Origin of the sequence: uncultured Stenotrophomonas sp., from assembly GCF_945952405.1 — a bacterium.
Classification (GTDB): domain Bacteria; phylum Pseudomonadota; class Gammaproteobacteria; order Xanthomonadales; family Xanthomonadaceae; genus Stenotrophomonas.
This window is the reverse complement of sequence record NZ_CAMFIA010000004.1, coordinates 181,857-203,132: the sequence shown is the minus strand read 5'-3', so window position 1 is coordinate 203,132 and position 21,276 is coordinate 181,857. Positions and strand designations below refer to the sequence as shown.

The following is a 21,276-nucleotide window of genomic DNA, read 5'->3' as shown; positions in this document are numbered from 1 at the left end:
TGTTCCATTCGGCGGATAAAGCGACGGCGGGCCGAGGCCCGCCGTCGAGGCAACGCGTGTCGCGGGCGATCAGGCCGCCTGCGAATGCGGGTCCTTGTGCTGGCGGTCGTAGTAGCTGGCCGCGCGCAGCTCGTGGGTGTCGAAGTCGTCCACGGTGATCGTGTCCAGGGTCAGCGTACGCAGCTCTTCCAGCAGGCTGCGCTCGTCCTGGGTGATCACGCCCTCGGCCACGGCTTCGTCCAGCTGGCTCTTGAAGTCCAGCGCTTCGATGCCCTTGCTCTTCAGCGCCTTCAGGAACTTGCGCTCCACCGGCTCGGCCATGATCGCCTTGCTCAGGTAGCTGTTGATGCGGCCGCCCGGGTTGTTCTCGCACGGGGTCAGGAACACGCCGTTGGCGAGGCGGTCGCGGGCTTCGTTCGGCGCCATCAGCAGCGCGGCGACGCGGCGGCTCAGGCGGTCGCCCGGCGCCTCGGCACGGCGGCCGAGCGGGAAGATCAGCGCCCACATCAGCCAGCCGATCGGGCGGATCGGGAAGTTGCGCAGCGCTGCCGACAGCGATTCTTCGATCTTGTGCACGCTGTCGTGGAAAGCCCAGGCCAGCAGCGGCTGGTCGGCCTGCGGGGCGCCTTCGTCGTGGTAGCGCTTGAGCATGGCGCTGGTCATGTAGACGTGGCTCAGCACGTCGCCCAGGCGCCCGGACAGCGATTCCTTGAACTTCAGCTTGCCGCCGAGGGTCATCATCGAGATGTCGGCCATCAGCGCCAGGTTGGCCGAGTAACGGTCCAGCTTGCGGAAGTAGCGGCGGGTGTAGGCATCACCCGGGGCGGCACCGAAGCGTGCGCCGGTCAGGCCGAACCAGAACGAACGCACGGCGTTGGAGATGCCGAAACGGATGTGGCCGAACAGGCTGCGGTCGAATTCCTGCAGGCCGGCACGGGTGTCCGGATCCTGCGCGGCCTTCATTTCCTTCAGCACCCACGGGTGGCAGAGGATCGCACCCTGGCCGAAGATCAGCAGGCTGCGGGTCATGATGTTGGCGCCTTCCACGGTGATCGCGATCGGCGCGGCCTGCCAGCTGCGGCCAGCGAAGTTGCGCGGCCCCAGGATGATGCCCTTGCCGCCGATCACATCCATCATGTCCGAGATCACTTCGCGGCTCATGGTGGTGCAGTGGTACTTGGCGATCGCCGAGGGCACCGACGGCACGTCACCACGGTCCACGGCGGCGGCAGTGGCCTGCGACAGCGCACTGATCTTGTAGGCCTTGCCGCCGATGCGGGCCAGCGCTTCCTCGACGCCCTCGAAGCGGCCGACCGACAGGCCGAACTGCTTGCGGATGCGAGCGTAGGCGCCGGTCACTGCGGCACCTGCCTTGGCACCACCGCTGGCGGTGGACGGCAGGGTGATCGAGCGGCCCACGGCCAGGCACTCGTTGAGCATGTTCCAGCCCTTGCCGGCCATCGCGGCACCGCCGATCAGCTGGGTCAGCGGGATGAACACGTCCTTGCCCTTGATCGGACCATTCTGGAAGGTCGAGTTCAGCGGGAAGTGGCGACGGCCGATCTCCACGCCGGCGGTCTCGCGCGGCAGCAGGCCCAGGGTGATGCCGATGTCGCGGGTGTCACCGATCAGGCCATCCGGGTCATACATGCGGAAGGCCATGCCGATCAGGGTCGCGACCGGGGCCAGGGTGATGTAGCGCTTGTCGAAGGTCAGGCGCACGCCGAGCACCTGTTCGCCGTTCCACTCGCCCTTGCAGACGATGCCGTAGTCCGGGATCGAGGTCGCGTCGGAGCCGGCGAACGGACCGGTCAGGCCGAAGCACGGCACTTCGCGGCCATCGGCCAGGCGAGGCAGGTACTGGTCCTTCTGTTCCTGGGTGCCGTAATGCACCAGCAGTTCGCCCGGGCCCAGCGAGTTCGGCACGCCGACGGTGGAGCTGACCACCGAGGAGACCGAGGCCAGCTTCTGGATCACCTTGTGGTGGGCCAGCGCGGAGAAGCCCAGGCCGCCGTACTCCTTCGGGATGATCATGCCGAAGAACTTGTTCTTCTTGATGAAGGCCCAGAGTTCCGGCGGCAGGTCGGCGTGGACGTGGGTGATTTCCCAGTCGTTGACCATCGTGCACAGCTCTTCGACCGGGCCATCCAGGAAGGCCTGTTCTTCGGCGGTCAGCTGCGGCTTCGGGTAGTTGAGCAGGATGTTCCAGTCCGGGTCACCGGTGAACAGTTCGCCCTCGAAACCGACCGAGCCGGTTTCCAGCGCGATGCGCTCGGTCTGCGACAGCGGCGGCAGAACCTTGCGGAACACCTTCATCATCGGGCCGGTCAGCAGCGGCTTGCGGATGAACGGCAGCAGCAGCGGCACGGCGATCACCGCCAGCACGGCGGCGGCAACGATCGTGGCGGTCTGGTTGACGTAGGGAATGAACCAGCAGGCGGCCAGCAGGGCCACGCTGATCAGCGTCCAGGTAACCAGCCGCATGCGGTGGTAGGCGACGAACGCGCCTGCCAGCAGCAGGGCGAGGAAGGGAAGAACGATGCTCATGAGCGTGCTCCGGTGACGTGCTCGTTTGTGGCGGACGAAGCCGCAGCATCCGCTGCGGGCAACACGTCCAGATAGTCCAACACAGTAGCGGTAAAGGCGTCGTTGTCATCGCCGGCGACCATGTGCGTGGCCTGCGGCAGCTGTACATGGCGCGCGTGCGGCGCCAACGCCAGGAATTCGGCCACGGTCTGTGGCGTGACCAGGTCGCTGCGGCCGCCGCTGACCAGCAGCAGCGGACACTTCACTTGGCGTGCGGCCTCGGCCAGCGCATCCTGGTGCTGTTCGCTGTCGCGGGCCAGTTCGGCCACCAGGCGCGGGTCCCAGTGCCAGCGCCAGCGGCCGTGGCCGTCTTCGCGCAGCAGCGCGCGCAGCGACTGCTCGGATTTGCGCGGGCGGTGCGGCATATAGGCCGAGATCACGTCGGCGGCCTGGGCCAGCGACGCGAAGCCATCGGGATGGGCGGTCATGAAGGCGAGGATGCGCTCGACACCGGCGGTATCCCAGCGCGGGGTGATGTCCACCAGCACCATTGCCGAGAACAGGCCGGGCCAGCGCGATTCGGCCAGCAGGCCGAACAACCCTCCCATCGATGCCGCCACCAGCACCGGCGGCCGCGGCTGCTCGCCGGCCAGCACGATCAGGTCATCGGCGAACTGTTCGCCGTGATAGGGCAGGTCGGTGGCATTCCAGTCCGAATCGCCGTGGCCGCGGGCGTCGTAGGCCAGGGTCTGCAGGCCCGCAGCGGACAGAGCGCTGGCCGTCGCGGTCCAGGCATGACGGGTCTGGCCAAAACCGTGCGCGAACAACACCCGGCGGTGGCGGCCATGATCGCTGGCGGTCGCGGCCAGGCGCGTGCCATGAGCGGCCTCAAGGCGCAGATCATGGAACGCAGCGGGAGTAGGGGACGTAACCATACTTCCTAGTATGGATTGCTGGGAGGGGAAGTCAATACTGCGGGGTATGGTGCGCTGCGGCAGGCGCTTGCACGCGCCCTGCGACGGTTTCGGCCGCAACCGCGTACTGCAACGAACCCCGGCGTATGGTTAAATCAGCCCATGAATCAACCTGACGCTTCCGCCGGCGAACCGCGCGCCGGCCGCAACAGCCGCCTGAGTGCTGAAGACTGGGCCCAGGCGGCTCTCGACCTGATTGCTGAACAAGGCGTGGGTGCCGTCGCGGTAGAACCGTTGGCGCGGCGCCTGGGCGTGACCAAGGGCAGTTTCTATTGGCATTTCCCCTCGCGCGATGCATTGCTGCAGGCCGCGCTGGAACGCTGGGAACTGTTCGAACAGGAGCAGGTGTTCGGCAGCCTTGAGGATGTGCCGGACCCGCGCGTGCGCCTGCGCCAGCTGTTCCAGATGGTGGCGCACGAGGTGCAGCCGCACATCATCTACAGCGAGCTGTTGAAGGCGTTGGACCATCCGATGGTGCGGCCGGTGATCGACCGTGTCTCGCAGCGCCGGCTGGACTATCTGGTCGCCTCGTTCCGCCAGGCCGGGCTCAGCTCCACCGATGCGCGGCATCGCGCACGCCTGGCCTATGCCGCTTATGTCGGCTTCCTGCAGCTTTCGCTGCAGCTGCAGCAGCCGAAGCAGGCCCGCGAGGATTTCGAGGCCTATGTCGAACATCTGATCGAGACACTCATTCCAAGCTGAATGGGAGAAGGGCGCCCTGCAGCAGCCAAACGCGCCTTGCAGGGCGGCTTCAATGCGCCAACGTATGTCGTAGTGAGACCGATTTCACGCGATTTGGGCATTTCCTTAACGACTCTTTAATTCCAGATCAAGTGTGGCTACTATCGAGTCACCAACCGTTTTTTGTGCCGCCCTTTTGTGGCACGTCGGTTGGACTCAGCACACAACCCAAGATCCATGGAGAGAGAGCCCATGAAGTTGAACAGCAACAAGCTGCGCGATGCTGTGTGTGTCGCGCTGGCGGCCAGCGCCGCATCCGTGGCGGGTATCGGCGCGGCGTCTGCGCAGACCGCAACCAACCTGGACCGCATCGAGGTCACCGGTTCGCGCATCCGTACCGTCGACGTCGAAACCGCCCAGCCGGTCCTGACCCTGAACCGCGCCGACATCGAGAAGCAGGGCTTCTCGTCGGTCGCCGACATCCTGCAGAACATCAGCGCGGTGGGTACGCCGCCGATCAGCCGTGCCCAGCCGCTGTCCTCGGGCGAAGCCGTCGGCGGTACCTACATCAGCCTGCGTGACCTGGGCGCCACCCGCACCCTGGTCCTGCTCAACGGCAAGCGCCTGGGCATCACCACCGGTGGCCTGCAGGACATCTCGACCGTGCCGGTCTCGGCCATCGAGCGCATCGAAGTGCTGAAGGACGGCGCCTCGTCGATCTACGGTTCGGATGCCATCGCCGGCGTCATCAACATCATCACCCGCAGCAACTTCGAAGGCGCCACCGGCAGCGTCTACTACGGCCAGTACAGCGAAGGCGATGGTGCCACCCGCACCATGGACTTCACCATGGGCGTGAAGGGTGAGCGTGGCTCGCTGACCATCGGTGCCGAGTACGCCAAGGAAGACAAGGTGGCGGCTGCGGATCGCCCCTACGGCGCCTTCCCGCGCAGTGCCAACCATCCGGATTTCGGCTGGACCACCGTCGGTGAGTTCGGCGGCTTCGTCAGCCGTCCGGCCGATGGCCTGCCGGGCATCACCTATCCGGCCGCCAGCGCTGGCAATCCGAACCGCGAAGTGCGCGTGATCCTGCGTGAGGGTGGCAACCCGAACAACAAGGCCGACTACGTTGCGCAGAACGTCAACAGCTTTGTCACCAAGGACAAGACCAACACCAACCTGCAGACCGACCTGCGTACCCCGCAGGAACGCCGCGCCGTGTTCGTCGATGGCATCTACGACCTGACCGACAACGTGCGTCTGCGCACCAACATGCTGTACAGCTACCGCGATTCGAACCGCCAGATCGCCGGCTATCCGTACCAGGCGCTGGCCTTCACCTCGCCGATGTCGGCCACCAGCGCGTTCAACCCGCTGGGTACCGAGATCAGCAACTGGTGGCGCCGTACCTGGGAAGTGCCGCGCAACACCCGTGCCGAGCTGACCACGTTCCGCTTCAGTGGTGGCCTGGAAGGCAGCTTCGAGTTCGCTGACCGCCTGTTCGACTGGGATGTCGGCTACCTGTACAACAACAACAAGCTGGTCCAGACCAGCACCGGTGACCTCAACCTGACCGCGCTGCGTGCGGCAGTGGGTCCGTCCTTCATCAACAGCAGTGGCGTGGCGCAGTGCGGTACCGCGGCCAGCCCGATCCCGCTGAGCCAGTGCGTGCCGTACAACCCGTTCCTGCGTGCCGGCATTCCGAGCAACGGTGCCAATGGCGCGTTGACCGGCAATGAGGCGCTGCAGAATCTGCTGTTCCCGGCCGCGCACTCCACCGCCGAGACCACCACCAAGGTGATCACCGCCAACCTGGCAGGCAGCCTGTTCACCCTGCCGGCCGGCGACCTGGGCTTCGCCGTGGGTATCGAGCACCGCAAGGAAAGCGGCAGCTTCAGCCCGGACGCGCTGGTGCAGTCGGGCAACACCTCCGGCCTGGCCAACTTCCCCACCGGCGGCGGCTACAAGGTTGATGAAGTCTATGCCGAGTTCAACGTGCCGATCCTGGCCGACCTGCCGGGCGCCCGCGAGCTGAGCCTCAACGCGGCCACCCGTCATTCGGACTACGACACCTTCGGCACCACGCTGAACAGCAAGTTCGGCTTCAAGTGGAAGCCGATCGATTCGGTGCTGCTGCGCGGTACCTGGGCCGAGGGCTTCCGTGCCCCGACCATCGCCGACCTGTACAGCGGTGGTTCGCAGTCGTTCGACTTCTTCACCGATCCGTGTGATGCGGTCTACGGTGCTTCGCGCACCAACGCTGCGGTCCGTGCCCGCTGCGCCGCGGCACTGCCGGCCGGCGTCAGCGCCAATACGTTCCGCCAGCAGCAGCAGGGCTTCACGCCGACCACCGCGGCCTCGTCGCAGACCCCGCTGGCCTTCGTGTCCGGTTCCAACGACAAGCTGACCCCGGAAACCTCGACGTCCAAGACCCTGGGCGTGGTGTGGAGCCCGGGCTTCATCCAGAACTTCAACATGTCGCTGGACTGGTGGGAAATCCGCGTCGAGAACACCATCATCTCCGACACGGCCAACCTGATCCTCAACGACTGCTACATCAACGACATCGCGGCGCGCTGCTCGGCGTTCACGCGTGACCCGGTGACCGGCATCGTCAACAACCTCAAGCGTACCGGCATCAACGCCGGCTACCGCGAGGTGGAAGGTTTCGACCTGGACGTCAGCTACCGCCTGCCGACCGATCGCTTCGGCAACTTCAGCGCGCAGTGGACCAGCACCTACACGTCGCGTGACGACCTGGTCACCACCAAGAACCCGGTCACCCACCCGAACCCCCGCACTGGCGTGGGCTGGGCGGGCGGCGCCTTCCGCGTGCGTTCGAACCTGAACCTGGGTTGGGAAATGGGTGATTTCGGCGCCAGCTGGACCGTGCGTTACTTCTCCGGCATGAAGGAATCCTGCCTGAGTGCGGTGACGTTCCCGGAAGAGTGCAACCTGCCGAACTACGCCTCGCCGAACAACCGGGGCGTGGCCGTGGGTAGCGCGACCAACCAGCGCGGCGCAACCGTGTTCAACGACGTCCAGCTGCGCTGGAGCGCTCCGTGGAATGCGACGGTAGCCGTGGGTGCCAACAACGTGTTCGGCCGCGTGGGCCCGACCATGTACAGCCAGCCGAACGCGAACGTCTCCTACTACGGTGGCTTCGACATCGGTCGCTTCCTGTACATGAAGTACACCCAGCGCTTCTGATCGCGGCGTAATCCGTACCTGTGACATGGCCACGCCCCGAAAGGGGCGTGGCTTTTTTCATGAGGCTGCAGCGCGTTGCGCGGCGTGCGCGTGAACGCGCGGCCGGGCACAGCGCGAACACCGGCACGGCCGGGCGCGGGCCCGGATGCACAGCAGAGGGGAGGGAATGAGGCGTGTCGCAGCGATGCCGCTGCGGCAGGGGCAGCGACCTTAGAGGTCCTGCTCGTAGCGGACGTAGGGCACGGTGCCGTCGTCGTTGCTTTCGTTGCGCGGCGAGAACGGGTTCTTGCCGCGGCTGATCACGTTCTCGGCGCCCACGGTGAGCTGCCCGGACCACGGCGTGCGCCAGGTCAGGCCGATGCCCAGGCCTTCCCACTTGCCCGGCTTGCCTGGCACGTCGATGACGCGGCCGATGATGCTGCCGGTGAAATTGCCGTAGCCGGCGCCGATGCTCAGGCTCTTGCTGTCCCAGCGGTCGACGAGGGCAGGCGAGGCATCGGCCAGCGGCACCAGGCGCGCCTTGGCATAGGTACCGGCGATGGAGACAAAGCCTTCACGGCCGATGTTCTTCTGCGCGAACACGGTCAGATCGTTCTGCTCGGCGCGCAGCGAGGGGGTCTTGTTCGGGCCCGCCAGCCAGGCCGGCAGGGTTTCACGGCCGGTGCCGGCGGTGATGCCCAGGCGGCTGTTGCCGCGGTTCAGCGCGGCGGTGCCGGTGAAGCGGCGGCTGTTGAGGTCATCGTCGTCGCCGAGGCTGGCCAGCATGCAATGACTGGCCAGTCCACTCATGCTGGTTCCGCTGCTGCTGCTGCAGAGCAGCCCCAGCGAATCGCCGGAGGACAGGCCGAAGGCCGCATCCAGCGAGTTGCGGCCGAAGTGCCAGCGGGCGCCGGCAGCCTGTTCACCGGTAGGTTCCAGGTACAGCAGGGCCTCGACCTTGCCGCTGCCCTTGTTCCACACCGGCAGTACGGTGCGGGTGTCCTTGCTCTGCGCGTGCACGCCCGTGATCGCGCCAAGGGCGATCATCAGGGCCAGCGGTAGACGCAGATAGGTACGCATCGGACCAGTTCAGACAGGGACGGACAACGGAAGTTCCCGTGGGTACGGGAACTTGATCCTAGGGTGTTTATGAATTCTTAACAAGCCTTGATCCCCCCAGATGCAAGACCCGCCGTTTACTGAAGCCGTTCAGGCGCCGGTACAGTCCCCTCGGCACCGTGGAACAGTATGCCGAACTCCGTCAAAGGAAAGTGATACTCGCGCCCGCAGAATTCGCAACGGACTTCGACGGCGCCGGTCGCTTCGGCAGCGGCGCGGGCCTCGTCCTCGCCCAGCGACTGCAGCATCGAGGCGACCCGTTCACGCGAGCAGGAGCAGGCGAAGGACAGCGGCTTCTCACCCAGCAGCGCCGGCTTCTCCTCGTGGAACAAGCGGTGCAGCAGCTGCTCGGCCGGCGTGGCCAGCAGTTCGGCCCGACCCAGGGTCTCGAACAGGGCGCTGGCACGGGCCCAGCCGTCCTCGTCGCCCTCGTCGCCCTCGTCGCCGGGCAGCTTCTGCAGCAGCAGGCCGGCCGCACCGTGGCGGTCGGCCGCCAGCAGCAGGCGGGTCGGCAGCTGCTCGGACTGGCGGAAGTAGTCCTCGAAGGCTTCGTCCAGTTCCGCCGCGGTCAGCCCGACCAGGCTCTGGTAGCGCTGTGGTTCGCGCGGGTCCAGGCCCGGGTTCTCGATGGTGATGGCGAGCAGGGCGTCATCGCCCAGGCTGGACAGGTCGCGCGGCGCGTCGGCGCCTTCGCTGAGCTGGGCGATGCCGCGCAGGGTGCCGGCCGCGGTGCATTCGGCGAACAGGGTGCGCAGGGCGGTGCTGCTGCGCAGCTGGATCGACAGGCGGCCGTCGATCTTGGTGTGGCCGGTGAACAGCGCCGAGGCTACGCAGGCCTCGCCGAGCAGTTCAGCTGCAGCGTCCGGGTAGGCGGCGTGGGACAGGATTTCCTGCCAGGTGGCCTGCAGGCGCACATGGACGCCACGGACGCCGGCGTCGGGGAGCAGGAAGCGGATCAGGGAATCGGGGTTGGCGGTCATCGGCTCACATCGCGCGTAAACGAGGGCGGTTGCCGGATAATGCGCCGACAACCAGACAGAAGAAGGATGCACCAGTAATGGGGGCAGGGGGAGAGCAGCACAAGGTAGAGGAGGCGGCGCCGCGCCGTCGCCGCTGGCACTGGAAGCGGCTGCTGTGGCTGCCGGTGCTGCTGGCGGCCTTCAGTTGCCTGCAGGTGCTGGTGCTGCGGTTCATCGACCCGCCGCTGTCCACGGTGATGCTGTGGCGCTATGGCGAGGCGCTGGGCGAAGCCGACTGGTCCTACCGCCTGCACTACCAGTGGCGCGACCTCGACCAGATGGCGGCGAGCCTGCCGATCTCGCTGGTCGCGGCCGAGGATCAGCGGTTCCCGGACCACAACGGCTTCGACCTGCAGGCGATCGAGAAGGCCCGCGACCACAACGCGAAGGGCGGGCGCCTGCGCGGCGCCAGCACGATCAGCCAGCAGGTGGCCAAGAACCTGTTCCTCTGGCAGGGCCGCAGCTGGATCCGCAAGGGCCTGGAGGTCTGGTACACGGTGCTGATTGAAGCGCTGTGGCCGAAGGAACGCATCCTGGAGATGTACGCCAACATCGCCGAGTTCGGCGATGGCGTGTACGGCGCACAGGCGGCGGCGCAGAAATTCTGGGGCAAGGACGCGGCCCGGCTGAGTCCGGCCGAGAGCGCGCGGCTGGCCGCGGTGCTGCCGGCACCGCGGCGTTACAACGCGGCGGCGCCAGGGCCCTACGTGCAGCGGCGTGCGGCGTGGATCCAGCGCCAGGCGCGGCAGCTCGGCGGCGCAGCCTACCTGTCGGAAGAGTGAGGATACGTACCCACGGCGGCGGGCCGCGCGCCCGTCGGCAACGTACAATCCGGGCATGACCCGCGAACGGCTCACTCTTGTCATCGCCGCCTACAACGAGGCCCTGGCACTGCCGTTGCTGCACCCGCGCTTGTGCGCGGTGCTGGAGGCCATGCCCGATATCGACGGCCACATCCTGTACGTGGACGATGGCAGCCATGACGGCACCTGGGAGGTGATCGCCCGGTTGGCTCACGCCGATGCACGGGTCTCCGCGCTGAAGCTGTCGCGCAACTTCGGCAAGGAGGCCGCGCTGACCGCCGGCCTGGACCTGGTGCGCGAAGGTGCGGCGATGATCCTCGATGCTGATGGCCAGGACCCGCCGGAGCTGGTGCCGGGGTTCGTCGCGCGCTGGCGCGAGGGCTACGACAATGTCTATGGCACGCGGATGGCCCGCGATGGCGAAGCCTGGGTCAAGCGTGCCACCGCGGCGATGTTCTACCGGGTGATCGGGCGCCTGTCGCGTACGCCGATCCCGGCCGATACCGGTGATTTCCGGCTGTTGTCGCCACGCGCACTGAGTGCACTGCGCGAGATGCGGGAGCGCCACCGGTTCATGAAGGGCCTTTTCAGCTGGGTGGGTTTCAAGCGCGTCGCCGTGCCCTACCACCGCCACGCACGCGTGGCCGGCACCAGCAAGTTCAGCCTGTGGCGGCTGTGGAACTTCGCGCTGGAGGGCATCACCGGCTTCTCCACGGTACCGCTGCGGGTGGCGACCTACCTGGGCCTGGCAACGGCGGCGGTGGCCTTCGTGTTCGGCCTGTGGGTGATCGTCAAGGCGGCGCTGTATGGCGACCGGGTGGCGGGCTGGCCGACCATGATGGCGGTGATCCTGTTCCTGGGCGGTGTGCAGCTGATCGCGCTGGGGCTGATCGGCGAGTACCTGGGGCGGCTGTACGAAGAGTCCAAGCAGCGGCCGTTGTACCTGGTTGACGCGTGGCTAGCATCTGCCGTGGCAGACTCGGCGCTGCAACCCACCCTCGGAGGGAAGGCAGATGACGACGGTACGGCAGCTGTTGGACGGCAAGTCTCCTGAAGTACACGCGGTCGCGCCGGATGCGGCGGTGATCGATGCGATCCGGTTGATGGCGGAAAAGGGCATCGGTGCGGTGCTGGTGATGGACGGCCCGCGGCTGGTGGGAATCCTGTCCGAGCGCGATTACGCGCGCAAGATCGTGCTGCGTGATCGTTCGTCACGCGATACCGCGGTGGCGGAAATCATGACCGCGCAGGTGGTGACGGTGTCGCCTGGCGAGCAGGTGGAGCACTGCCTGCAGCTGGTGACCGACTACCGCATCCGCCATCTGCCGGTGGTGGAGGGCGCGCAGGTGCTGGGGGTGATTTCCATCGGCGACCTGGTGAAGTCGGTGATCGATGCGCAACGCAGGGAGCTGGATCAGCTGCAGCAGTACATCGTCGCGGGATGAGTCTGTCGCTGGCGGGCCTGCGGCCCGCCGGCCCGCTATTTGAAGCCAGAGCCAGAGCTCAGAGCAGCGCCTTCCTGATACGTCAGGAGGCTGGGGGCATGGCCGTGCCCTCCGCCCCTGGACACGTTGCTGCGAGCGCGGCGCATACATGCGCGGTGGCTCGCCTTTGGTAGCTGCCAACCTTGGTTGGCAACAGCTTTTGACTTTGCATTTTTCTTTTGACTTTGAATTTCCGCTCTCGTTCCGCGCGCTGGAAACTGTCCGGAGCCGGAGCAAGGCGGCAGGCAGGACCGTGAGGCGCATGGATGCGCCGACCGAGCCTACAGGGACGTATTTACGGCGTGTCCTGCCTGTCGCCTTGCTCCGGCTCTACGCGCGGAAAAAAAGAGGCGCCGCGGACAACGCTTCTACTTCGCATATTGCCCCCCGCAGTCGGCATCCTTGCCCGGCCCCAGTTCGATGGTGGCCAGTAGCGCCGCCGGCGGTGCGATGCTGCCCAGCGCCAGTGCCACCGCGCCGCGGATGCCCAGCGCCTTGAAGTCCGGGCGGAAGGACGGGTCCTTGAAGGTGCCGGCGATGTGCAGCGGTGAACGCAGGACCAGGATGCTCTTGTCCTTCGGCCGTGGCTTCAGCAGCAGGTCGAGGGTCTCGTCGCGCAGGCTGACCGTGCCTTCGCCGACGATGATCGTATCGGTGGTATCCACCGCCAGCGCCTGGCTGCTCATCAGGCCATCGCGCACGCCGAAGTCGGCGAACGCACAGCGCAGGGGAATCTGCTTGTCGCCGGTCACCAGGAATTTCAGCGACTCGGTGATGTCCAGTCCGGCCAGTTCCATCACCAGGTTGCCGACGTGGCCGCGGCCCATCGCCAGGCCCACCTTGCCACTGCTGCTGCCCAGCATCGCTGCGATCGAATTGCCGTGGCCACTCAGGTCCACTTCGCCGCCGATTCCGCCCTTGGCCTGCTCGGCCAGCTTGGCATCGGGGAACAGCTTGCCCAGCTGCACGCCGCGCACGCTGGCCTTCAGTGCGGTGCTGATCCGCGGCTGGCGCGCGTCCATGCGGATCGTGCTGCGGATGTCGCCACCGGCGACACCGAAGTTCAGCGGGTCCAGCCGCAGGACACCGTCGTCCAGCAGCAGGTGCGCATCCATGTCGTCCAGCGGTAACGACGGTGCGTTGATGCGATGGGCCTTCCAGCGTACGTCGGCATCCATCGCGCGCAGCTTGCCGAGGTTGTAGGGCGTGTCGGGCAGCACCCGGCTGCTGGCGGCGATGCGCGCGGCTTCGGCCTTCTGCTGTGCGTTCGCGGTTTCACCGCCGCCGGTCTTCGGGGGGGCGCCGACGAAACCGGCCAGGTCATCGAAGTCCAGGCGCCGCGATTCCAGCGTGGCGGTCAGCCGTGGCCGCGCGCCGCCGACCTCGAACTGCAGGTTGCCACCCAGATCGCTGTCGCCGACCTTGCCGGTGAACTGCTGGTAACGCCAGGTGGCGTGGTCGCGCTGCAGGCGGCCATTCAATGCATAGGGCGGTGAAGGTGGAATGGCGATCCCGAGCAGGGGGTAGAGGTCGGCCAGGTCCTGCCCACTGAGTGCGAACTGCAGGTCGAATACGCGCAGCTGGAAGGGGTTGGTCAGCGTGCCGCTGGCCACCGCATGGGTGGCACCGGCGTGGCCATCGAGGTGGATGCGGAACGGATGGTCGCTGTCGGTCAGTTCCAGCGGCGATTCGGTGCCACCGCTCAGGGTGAACGGATTGCCCTGCCAGTGTCCTTTGCCCTGGACCCGCAGTGGCGGCGCCGCATCGGCCCGCTTCGGCTGGCCGCTGCGCACGGCCACGCGGATGTCGGTGCGGCCGAGCGCATCCAGGAACTGCAGGCGGCCGTCGTCGATGCGCAGGCGCTTGAGCTGCGGGCCCGGGCCGCCGGAGCGGTCACCCAGGAAGTCCCAGTTGCCCGGCTCGCCCTTGCGCGGAGCGGTTTCCAGCAGGACGTCCGGCCGGGTCAGGCGGACCTCGGGCAGCTGCACGCTGCCGCGCAGCAGCGGCCACAGCCGGATGTCGATCTCGACGCGGTCGGCACTGGCCATGTCCGGCTGCCTGGACCAGCGGGCGTTGGCGAAGGTGATCGCATCGGCGCGAACGGTGCTGGTGCGGCCGAGGTCAACGTCGAGGTGGCCGATATGCAGTGCGCGGCCGGTGCGGGCCTGTACCGCGCGCTCGACCGGGCCCTTGAACCAGTTCCAGTCCCACAGTGCGACCAGCAGCAGGATCGCTGCAAGCAGGAACACCAGGACGGTCAGCGCGCGCCGGCCGCGTGGGCCCGGGCGGCGGAGGCGCCAGCGCGAACGGCGGGGCGGGGCGGGGGAGGCGGCGGCATTCACGCTGCCATGGTTGCCCCCTCATCGTCGACGGGGCGCGAAGCGTCCATGTGCGTGGCGTGCACAGCCCGCGCGCGGGCAGCGGTTTACAGCACCTGCATGGTGACCGCGACGAAGTGGCAGACGCTGCCGCCAATCACGAACAGGTGCCAGATCGCATGCGAATAGGGGATCGATTCGCGGTGGTAGAAGTACGTGCCCAGCGTGTACGACAGGCCACCGGCCAGCAGCCAGCCCAGCGTCCAGCCGTCGATCGAGGCCAGCATCGGCTTGACCGCCACGATCACCAGCCAGCCCATGGCCACGTAGATGGCGGTGGACAGGCGCTTGAAGCGGCCGGTGTAGAACAGCTTGAACACCACGCCGGCGAGGGCGAGGGTCCAGATCGCGGCGAACAGCCCCCAGCCCCAGGGGCCACGCAGGCCGATCAGGGTGAACGGGGTATAGGTGCCGGCGATCAGCACATAGATTGCGCAATGGTCGAACACCTTCAGTCGGCCCTTGGCGACCGGGTGCTGGATGGCGTGATAGAGGGTGGAGGCGGTGTACAGCAACAGCAGCGCGATGCCGAACACGATGGCACCGGCCAACTGCCAGCCGTCGCTGTAGATGGCGGCCAGGGTGATCAGCACCGCGCCGGCGCCCAGCGCGAGCACGGCGCCGAGGCCGTGGGTCAGGGCGCTGGCGATTTCTTCGCGGATCGAAGCAACGGAAGTCGTGGACATGGCGTAGGCATCGTTCGCGGGGAGGGGGACCCCGCACCCCCCTATCATCGCCGCGATGGCCGGCGCGTGCACGCCCGTCACCGTATGGTGGGTGAACCGCCCTGATTGCCGGGGTCGGATCCCTTTCCTGCCGGAAAGGGCTCCGACCGCGTGGCATCAGCCCACGGAAACCGTATGCGCCGCTTCGCGGGTGGCCGAGAAACGCACATCCGGCGAGCGTTCCTGCGCCAGCTGCAGGTTGACCCGGGTCGGTGCCAGGTAGACCAGGTGGCCGGCCGCATCCAGGGCCAGGTTCAGCGCATTCTTCTCGCGGAACTCTTCCATCTTCTTCTCGTTGCTGCAGTGAACCCAGCGCGCGGTGGTCACGCTGACCGGTTCGAAGGTCGCTTCCACGCCGTACTCGTCCTTCAGGCGGTAGGCGGCCACGTCGAACTGCAGCACGCCGACCGCACCCAGGATCAGGTCGTTGCTGGTCAAGGGGCGGAAGAACTGGGTCGCGCCTTCTTCGGACAACTGCGCCAGGCCCTTCTGCAACTGCTTGAGCTTGAGCGGATCGCGCAGGCGCGCGCGGCGGAACAGTTCCGGAGCGAAGTTGGGGATGCCGGTGAAGGTGACGGCTTCGCCCTCGGTGAAGGTGTCGCCGATGGAAATGGTGCCGTGGTTGTGGATACCGATCACATCGCCCGGCCACGCCTCGGCGGCGATCTCGCGATCGCTGGCCATGAAGGTCAGTGCGTTGGCCAGCTTCATTTCCTTGCCGGTGCGCACGTGGAAGGTCTTCATGCCGGCGCTGAAGCGGCCCGAGCAGATGCGCATGAAAGCCACGCGGTCACGGTGCTGCGGGTCCATGTTGGCCTGGATCTTGAAGACGAAGCCGGTCAGCTTGTTCTCTTCCGGGGCGATCTCGCGGCCGGTGGTGGCGCGCGCCTGCGGCGCCGGTGCGTGCTCGACGAAGAAGTCCAGCAGCGGCTGCACGCCGAAGTTGTTCACGCCCGAGCCGAAGAACACCGGGGTCTGCTTGCCATCGCGGTAGGCCTGCAGGTCGAACGGGTGGCTGGCGCCCTGCACCAGCTCCAGTTCATCGCGCAGGTCGGCCAGCATCTGTGCGCCGATCTTTTCGGCCAGGCCGGGCGCATCGATGGACGGGAAGATGGTCGAATCCTGGCGGGTGAAGTTGCGGCCCGGCTCATACAGGTGCACTTCGCCGGTCAGCAGGTGGACCACGCCCTTCAGGCGCTGGCCCATGCCGATCGGCCAGGTCACCGGTGCGCACTGGATGCCGAGCACGGTTTCCACTTCATCCAGCAGCTCGATCGGGTCCTTGCCCTCGCGGTCGAGCTTGTTGATGAAGGTCATGATCGGGGTGTCGCGCAGGCGGCACACTTCCATCAGCTTGATGGTGCGCTCTTCCACGCCCTTGGCCACGTCGATCACCATCAGCGCCGAGTCCACCGCGGTCAGCACGCGGTAGGTGTCCTCGCCGAAGTCGGCGTGGCCGGGGGTGTCGAGCAGGTTGACGATCTTGCCTTCGTACGGGAACTGCATCACCGAAGAGGTGACGGAGATGCCGCGTTCCTTTTCCAGCGCCATCCAGTCGGAGGTGGCGTGGCGGGCCGCCTTGCGGCCCTTGACCGAACCGGCCATCTGGATCGCGCCTCCGAACAGCAGCAGCTTCTCGGTCAGCGTGGTCTTGCCGGCGTCAGGGTGGGAAATGATGGCGAAGGTGCGGCGACGCGACGCTTCGGTGGCGACTTCGGACATGGCAGTGGCGCCCGCCCGGGGCGCTTTTCAAAGAGATAAGCGCCCGATTATACCGGCCGGGGCCGGTCAGCGCCCGATGCCGCCTTCGGCCTCGGCCTGGCGGGCGAACTGCAGCTGGCCCTGCCCGGCGAAGATGCGTACCGGCACCGAACGCAGGGCCATGCCGCGGTTGACCTGCACCACGAAGTGCAGGTGCGGGGCGCTGCTGTAGCCACTGTTGCCGGACAGGCCGATCGGCTGCCCGGCCTGCACGGCCTGGCCACGGCGCACGCGCATGCCGCCGGCCTGCAGGTGGCCGTAGAGGGCCATGCTGCCGTCGCTGTGCAGCACGCGGATGAAGTTGGCGCGGGTTCCATCGCGATCACGGTCCAGGCCGTTGCCACGGAAGCCATCCTGGATCTGCATCACCGTGCCTTCGCGTGCCGCCAGCACCAGCGTGGCCTCGGGCAGGGCGAAGTCCACCGCGTCGCGGTTCTCCTCGTCGGCGTGGCTGAAGCGACCCTGCGGCGCCTGGTCCACGCGCAGGCGGGCGGCCTCGAACGGCAGGCGGTAGGCGACATCCTCGGCCTGCGCGGCAGGAGTGCCCGGCACCGATTGCAGGCGCAGGTCCAGCATCCGGCCGTTGAGCGGTGCGGGCAGGTGGCCGACCACCAGGCTGCCGCCTCCCTGGATCAGCGACTGCACGGGCAGGCCCTCGACCGGGTGCCCGGGCGCGGCGCGCAGCTCGACCTGCAGCGGTCCGGCCAGGCCGTTGTCGATCCGGGCCTGCCACTGCTCGCCGATCGGCTGCAGGCGCAGCTGGGCCATGGGCGCCGCGTCCTGTGCAGTCCCGCCGCTGGCGCTGGCGGTGGTCTGCGGTATCAGGCCCCAGCCCTGGCGCCAGTCACCCGCATGGGTGGTCGTGCTCGCCAGCAGGAACAGCAGCAGGCAGGTCAGGGGCAGGCGTGGCATCGGCGGTTCCAGCGGGCAGGGATCGCCGTGACTGTAGCCGATCCTGAACAAGGGCAAGGCACCCCGTCGGCCGACCACGGTGTGCTGGACAAAAATATTCATCGCTTTATCCGCATGAAGGGATTGACAGTGCCGGAAGGGGCTGGCATCGTGGCACCACCATCGAGACCGGCAGAGGGACAGGCCCTTTGAAGCCGGGGCAGCCCGCAGGCGCGCAAGCGACTGCGTAGGTGCCAAATCCTGCGGGGACCGTGGCGTCCACCGGAAGATGGTTCGAACCATGCACCGCACGTGCATCTCGAACGCGAGCCCCGCGAAGGCTCGATGGCCGATTCCCCAACCGGATCCCGCCATGAGCTTCGCCGCCAGTACTGCCATCCGCTCCGAACCCTTTGTCCCCGTCAGCGTGCCGGTCGAACACCGCGTGCATGCCGAGCGCGGCGAGTTCGCCGCAGTGCTGTCGATGCGTCACGCCGGCCCCAGCGCGGTGCGCCTGCGCTATGAATGGGTCGGCCCGGCCAACGCGCCGGTGGTGGTGCTGGCCGGCGGGATTTCCGCCCATCGCCACGTGGCCTCCAACGCGCAGTTCAGCGAGAAGGGCTGGGCCGAAGACCTGGTTGGCAGTGGCCGCGCGCTGGATCCGCAGCAGCTGCGGGTGCTGGCTTTCGATTTCATCGGTGCCGACGGCGCACTGGATGTGCCGATCGATACCGCTGACCAGGCCGATGCATTGGCGCTGCTGCTGGATCATCTCGGCATCCGCGCAGTGAAGGCGTTCGTGGGCTACTCCTACGGCGCGCTGGTGGGCCAGCAGTTCGCCATCCGTCACCGCGCCCGCGTGCGCCAGCTGGTGCTGGCCAGCGGTGCGCATCGGCCGCATCCGTACGCCGCGGCCTGGCGTGCCCTGCAGCGCCGCGCAGTCGCGCTCGGCCAGCTGCAGTGCGGCGAGGACCACGGCCTGGCCCTGGCGCGTCAGTTCGCCATGCTCAGCTACCGCACCCCGGAAGAATTCGGCGAGCGCTTCGATGCCGCGCCGGAAGTCATCAACGGTCGCGTGCGCGTGGCCGCCGAGGACTACCTCGATGCAGCAGGCGCACAGTACGTCGCGCGCACGCCGGTGACGGCCTACCTGCGCCTGTCCGAGTCGATCGACCTGCATCGCGTTGATCCCACCGCGATCCTGCCGCCGACCGTAGTGGTGGCCGTGGAGGGTGACCGCCTGGTGCCGCTGGCCGACCTGGTCGGCCTGGTCGAAGGGCTGGGCCCGCGCGGCAGCCTGCGCGTGCTGCGCTCGCCCTACGGCCACGACGCCTTCCTCAAAGAAACCGATCGCATCGACGCGATCCTCACCACCGCCTTCCGCACTTCTGGAGAGTCCGCATGAGCCTGCACGCCCACGAGCCGTCCTGTAGTCGCACCACTGCCGCCGTCCGCGCCGGCATCGATCGGGACACCGCGCATGGAGCGGTCACCCCGCCGATCGTGCTGTCGTCGAACTTCAGCTTTGAAGGTTTCGGCAACAAGCGCCAGTACGACTACACGCGCAGTGGCAATCCGACCCGCGACCTGTTGGGTGAAGCGCTGGCGGAACTGGAAGGCGGCGCCGGTGGCGTCATCACCGCCACCGGCATGGGCGCGATCAACCTGGTGCTCAATGCGCTGCTGCAGCCCGGCGATACCCTGGTGGTGCCGCATGATGCCTACGGTGGCAGCTGGCGCCTGTTCAACGCGCTGGCCAGGAAGGGGCACTTCGAGCTGGTCACTGCCGACCTGACCGATCCGCGCGCACTGGCGCAGGCACTGGCCAGCGGGCCGAAGCTGGTGCTGCTGGAGACTCCGTCGAACCCGCTGCTGCGGATCACCGACCTGCGCTTCGTCATCGATGCCGCGCACAAGGCCGGCGCCCTGGTGGTGGTCGACAACACTTTCCTGTCGCCGGCCCTGCAGCAGCCGCTGTCGTTCGGCGCCGACCTGGTGCTGCACTCCACCACCAAGTACATCAACGGCCACAGCGATGTGGTGGGCGGTGCGGTGGTCGCGCGTGATCCGGCACTGCATGAGCAGCTGGTGTGGTGGGGCAACGCGCTGGGCCTGACCGGTTCGCCGTTCGATGCCTTCCTGACCCTGCGCGGCCTGCGCACGCTGGATGCCCGTCTGCGCGTGCACCAGGAGAACACCGCGTCGATCGTCGCCCTGCTGGACCAGCACCCGGCGGTCGGCAGGGTGTACTACCCGGGCCTGGCCGATCATCCGGGCCACGCCATCGCCGCACGCCAGCAGAGTGGTTTCGGTGCGATGCTGTCGTTCGAACTGGCGCACTGCGCCGGTGATGATCCGCATGCGGCGGTGCGTGCTTTTGTCGACGGGCTGCGTTGTTTCACCCTGGCGGAATCGCTGGGCGGCGTCGAAAGCCTGATCGCCCACCCGGCCACCATGACCCATGCGGCGATGAGCGCCGAAGCGCGTGCGGCTGCAGGTATCAGCGAAGGCCTGCTGCGGCTGTCGGTCGGCATCGAGGCCGAGCGTGACCTGCTGGCCGATCTCGGCGCCGCGCTGCAGCGCGCCGAAGCCGTGATCGATGCGGCGGCCCGCCGCAAACAGGCGGTGGATGCATGAGTGCGCTCGCCGCCGAGATTCCCGCGCTGGGCGCGGGACGCCTGGCATTGCTCGGAACCGGTACGGTGGGCTCGGCCTTCGTGCAGCGCTACCAGTCGCTGCAGGCACGCGGGCTGGAACTGCCCAGCGTGCAGTGGCTGGCCAACTCGCGCACGGCGCTGGCGATCGATCGTGACCTTGCACTGCCGCTGGAACTGGCACGGCGTGCACCGCGCGATGGCCACAGCTCGCCGCCCTGGGCCAGCGCGGAAGGGCTGGAACGCGGCGATGTGGTGGTCGATGCCACGGCCAGTGAGGATGTGGCTGCCCGCCACGTGCAGTGGCTGGCGCGGGGCGTGCATGTGGTGACCGCGAACAAGCTGGGCCGTGGCGCGCAGCTGGCGCGTGCACAGGCCATCGCCGACAGCTGCGCCGACAGTGGCGCGCGCTATGGCGACAGTGCCACCGTAGGTGCGGGATTGCCGTTGCTGAGCAGCCTGCGCGCGCTGGTGGCCGGCGGCGATCATATCCACGCCATCGAAGGCGTGCTGTCCGGCTCGCTGGCATGGCTGTTCCATCGCTATGACGGCCGCTCGCCGTTCTCGGCGGCGGTGCGCGAGGCGCTGGCGGCCGGTTACACCGAGCCCGATCCGCGGCTGGACCTGTCCGGTGAGGATGTACGCCGCAAGCTGCTGATCCTGGCCCGCAGCAGTGGGCTGGCGCTGGATGCCGCACAGGTGCAGGTGGATTCGCTGGTACCTGCTGCGCTGGCCGCGTTGCCGCTGGAGGACGCGGTGGCCGCGCTGGAACAGCTGGATGCGCCGCTGCAGGCGCGCTGGCAGCAGGCCCGCAGCAATGGCCGCGTGCTGCGATTCGTCGGCCGAGTCGATGGCGATGGTGCGCAGGTCGGCCTGCGTGAGCTGCCGGCCGATCATCCGTTGGCGCAGGGCGCGGGCACCGACAACCGCGTGGCCATCCACAGCGACCGCTATCAGCGCCAGCCGTTGTTGATCCAGGGACCGGGCGCCGGTGCGGAAGTCACCGCCGCCGCACTGCTGGATGACGTGCTGCGGATCACGGGCCTGTAGCGCCGGGCGATACCCTGTGGCG

At 67.6% G+C, this 21,276-nt stretch carries 16 protein-coding genes and 1 riboswitch; of the genes, 8 read left to right on the top strand and 8 right to left on the bottom strand.

The annotated features are described in order from the left end of the window. Positions 1-69 precede the first annotated feature (69 nt). On the bottom strand, positions 70-2,547 hold the full coding sequence (locus tag Q0P60_RS06130) for an acyl-CoA dehydrogenase (protein WP_294989740.1): 2,478 nt from the start codon (positions 2,545-2,547) through the stop codon (positions 70-72). Next, the gene (locus Q0P60_RS06125) at positions 2,544-3,461 is read right to left on the bottom strand and encodes an alpha/beta hydrolase (protein ID WP_294989738.1); all 918 of its coding nucleotides are present in this window, start codon (positions 3,459-3,461) and stop codon (positions 2,544-2,546) included. Before Q0P60_RS06125 ends, Q0P60_RS06130 begins: the two co-directional genes overlap by 4 nt. Before the next feature lie 141 nt (positions 3,462-3,602). Here Q0P60_RS06125 and Q0P60_RS06120 point away from each other — a divergent pair, with 141 nt between their 5' ends. After that, positions 3,603-4,202, top strand: a complete 600-nt coding sequence (locus tag Q0P60_RS06120) for a TetR/AcrR family transcriptional regulator (RefSeq protein WP_005410690.1) — start codon at positions 3,603-3,605, stop codon at positions 4,200-4,202. Between the two features lie 231 nt (positions 4,203-4,433). Then, a complete protein-coding gene (locus Q0P60_RS06115; RefSeq protein WP_294989733.1) occupies positions 4,434-7,391 on the top strand; it encodes a TonB-dependent receptor in 2,958 nt (985 codons plus the stop codon). Between the two features lie 210 nt (positions 7,392-7,601). Here Q0P60_RS06115 and Q0P60_RS06110 read toward each other — a convergent pair whose 3' ends face one another. Next, the gene (locus Q0P60_RS06110) at positions 7,602-8,417 is read right to left on the bottom strand and encodes a hypothetical protein (protein WP_294989933.1); all 816 of its coding nucleotides are present in this window, start codon (positions 8,415-8,417) and stop codon (positions 7,602-7,604) included. Positions 8,418-8,566: 149 nt separating this feature from the next. After that, the gene (locus Q0P60_RS06105) at positions 8,567-9,469 is read right to left on the bottom strand and encodes an Hsp33 family molecular chaperone HslO (protein WP_294989730.1); all 903 of its coding nucleotides are present in this window, start codon (positions 9,467-9,469) and stop codon (positions 8,567-8,569) included. 77 nt (positions 9,470-9,546) lie between these two features. On the opposite strand from Q0P60_RS06105, the gene mtgA reads away from it, so the two are divergent. From mtgA to Q0P60_RS06090, 3 genes are read left to right on the top strand one after another with little or no spacing between them, the layout of a single operon-like run. Beyond that, complete coding sequence (gene mtgA / locus Q0P60_RS06100; protein ID WP_294989727.1) at positions 9,547-10,290, top strand: monofunctional biosynthetic peptidoglycan transglycosylase; 744 nt, start codon at positions 9,547-9,549, stop codon at positions 10,288-10,290. A 55-nt stretch (positions 10,291-10,345) separates the two neighbouring features. Further along, positions 10,346-11,365 carry a glycosyltransferase family 2 protein gene (locus Q0P60_RS06095; RefSeq protein ID WP_294989724.1) on the top strand — a complete coding sequence of 340 codons (1,020 nt, stop codon included), beginning with the start codon at positions 10,346-10,348 and terminating at the stop codon, positions 11,363-11,365. After that, positions 11,325-11,756: a CBS domain-containing protein gene (locus tag Q0P60_RS06090; protein WP_012511858.1), complete on the top strand. Its 432-nt coding sequence runs from the start codon at positions 11,325-11,327 to the stop codon at positions 11,754-11,756. The genes Q0P60_RS06095 and Q0P60_RS06090 overlap by 41 nt, the downstream gene beginning before the upstream one ends. Before the next feature lie 407 nt (positions 11,757-12,163). On the opposite strand, the gene Q0P60_RS06085 is transcribed toward Q0P60_RS06090, so the two are convergent. The 4 genes from Q0P60_RS06085 to Q0P60_RS06070 form a co-directional block, all read right to left on the bottom strand. Continuing rightward, a complete protein-coding gene (locus tag Q0P60_RS06085) occupies positions 12,164-14,137 on the bottom strand; it encodes an AsmA family protein (protein ID WP_294989720.1) in 1,974 nt (657 codons plus the stop codon). An 83-nt stretch (positions 14,138-14,220) separates the two neighbouring features. Further along, the gene (locus Q0P60_RS06080; protein ID WP_005418403.1) at positions 14,221-14,859 is read right to left on the bottom strand and encodes a hemolysin III family protein; all 639 of its coding nucleotides are present in this window, start codon (positions 14,857-14,859) and stop codon (positions 14,221-14,223) included. Positions 14,860-15,015: 156 nt separating this feature from the next. Then, positions 15,016-16,620, bottom strand: a complete 1,605-nt coding sequence (locus Q0P60_RS06075) for a peptide chain release factor 3 (protein ID WP_294989715.1) — start codon at positions 16,618-16,620, stop codon at positions 15,016-15,018. 66 nt (positions 16,621-16,686) lie between these two features. Further along, positions 16,687-17,571 carry a M23 family metallopeptidase gene (locus tag Q0P60_RS06070; protein WP_294989712.1) on the bottom strand — a complete coding sequence of 295 codons (885 nt, stop codon included), beginning with the start codon at positions 17,569-17,571 and terminating at the stop codon, positions 16,687-16,689. Positions 17,572-17,727: 156 nt separating this feature from the next. Beyond that, positions 17,728-17,846: riboswitch (SAM riboswitch) on the top strand. Here Q0P60_RS06070 and Q0P60_RS06065 point away from each other — a divergent pair. The 3 genes from Q0P60_RS06065 (at position 17,840) to Q0P60_RS06055 (ending at position 21,254) form a co-directional block, all read left to right on the top strand. Next, on the top strand, positions 17,840-18,955 hold the full coding sequence (locus Q0P60_RS06065) for a homoserine O-succinyltransferase (RefSeq protein WP_345780317.1): 1,116 nt from the start codon (positions 17,840-17,842) through the stop codon (positions 18,953-18,955). Its footprint overlaps the riboswitch before it by 7 nt. A 2-nt stretch (positions 18,956-18,957) precedes the next feature. Continuing rightward, positions 18,958-20,187, top strand: coding sequence for an O-succinylhomoserine (thiol)-lyase (locus Q0P60_RS06060; protein WP_294989930.1), 1,230 nt, complete (start codon positions 18,958-18,960; stop codon positions 20,185-20,187). After that, the gene (locus Q0P60_RS06055; RefSeq protein ID WP_294989706.1) at positions 20,184-21,254 is read left to right on the top strand and encodes a homoserine dehydrogenase; all 1,071 of its coding nucleotides are present in this window, start codon (positions 20,184-20,186) and stop codon (positions 21,252-21,254) included. Before Q0P60_RS06060 ends, Q0P60_RS06055 begins: the two co-directional genes overlap by 4 nt. The last annotated feature ends 22 nt before the right edge of the window (positions 21,255-21,276 follow it).

Excerpts from the sequence above, each read along its gene's own strand:
- Q0P60_RS06130 (WP_294989740.1), bottom strand. The coding sequence starts at position 2,547 with ATGAGCATCGTTCTTCCCTTCCTCGCCCTGCTGCTGGCAGGCGCGTTC.
- Q0P60_RS06125 (WP_294989738.1), bottom strand. The coding sequence starts at position 3,461 with ATGGTTACGTCCCCTACTCCCGCTGCGTTCCATGATCTGCGCCTTGAG.
- Q0P60_RS06120 (WP_005410690.1), top strand. The coding sequence starts at position 3,603 with ATGAATCAACCTGACGCTTCCGCCGGCGAACCGCGCGCCGGCCGCAAC.
- Q0P60_RS06115 (WP_294989733.1), top strand. The coding sequence starts at position 4,434 with ATGAAGTTGAACAGCAACAAGCTGCGCGATGCTGTGTGTGTCGCGCTG.
- Q0P60_RS06110 (WP_294989933.1), bottom strand. The coding sequence starts at position 8,417 with ATGATCGCCCTTGGCGCGATCACGGGCGTGCACGCGCAGAGCAAGGAC.
- Q0P60_RS06105 (WP_294989730.1), bottom strand. The coding sequence starts at position 9,469 with ATGACCGCCAACCCCGATTCCCTGATCCGCTTCCTGCTCCCCGACGCC.
- mtgA (WP_294989727.1), top strand. The coding sequence starts at position 9,547 with ATGGGGGCAGGGGGAGAGCAGCACAAGGTAGAGGAGGCGGCGCCGCGC.
- Q0P60_RS06095 (WP_294989724.1), top strand. The coding sequence starts at position 10,346 with ATGACCCGCGAACGGCTCACTCTTGTCATCGCCGCCTACAACGAGGCC.
- Q0P60_RS06090 (WP_012511858.1), top strand. The coding sequence starts at position 11,325 with ATGACGACGGTACGGCAGCTGTTGGACGGCAAGTCTCCTGAAGTACAC.
- Q0P60_RS06080 (WP_005418403.1), bottom strand. The coding sequence starts at position 14,859 with ATGTCCACGACTTCCGTTGCTTCGATCCGCGAAGAAATCGCCAGCGCC.
- Q0P60_RS06075 (WP_294989715.1), bottom strand. The coding sequence starts at position 16,620 with ATGTCCGAAGTCGCCACCGAAGCGTCGCGTCGCCGCACCTTCGCCATC.
- Q0P60_RS06070 (WP_294989712.1), bottom strand. The coding sequence starts at position 17,571 with ATGCCACGCCTGCCCCTGACCTGCCTGCTGCTGTTCCTGCTGGCGAGC.
- Q0P60_RS06065 (WP_345780317.1), top strand. The coding sequence starts at position 17,840 with ATGGTTCGAACCATGCACCGCACGTGCATCTCGAACGCGAGCCCCGCG.
- Q0P60_RS06055 (WP_294989706.1), top strand. The coding sequence starts at position 20,184 with ATGAGTGCGCTCGCCGCCGAGATTCCCGCGCTGGGCGCGGGACGCCTG.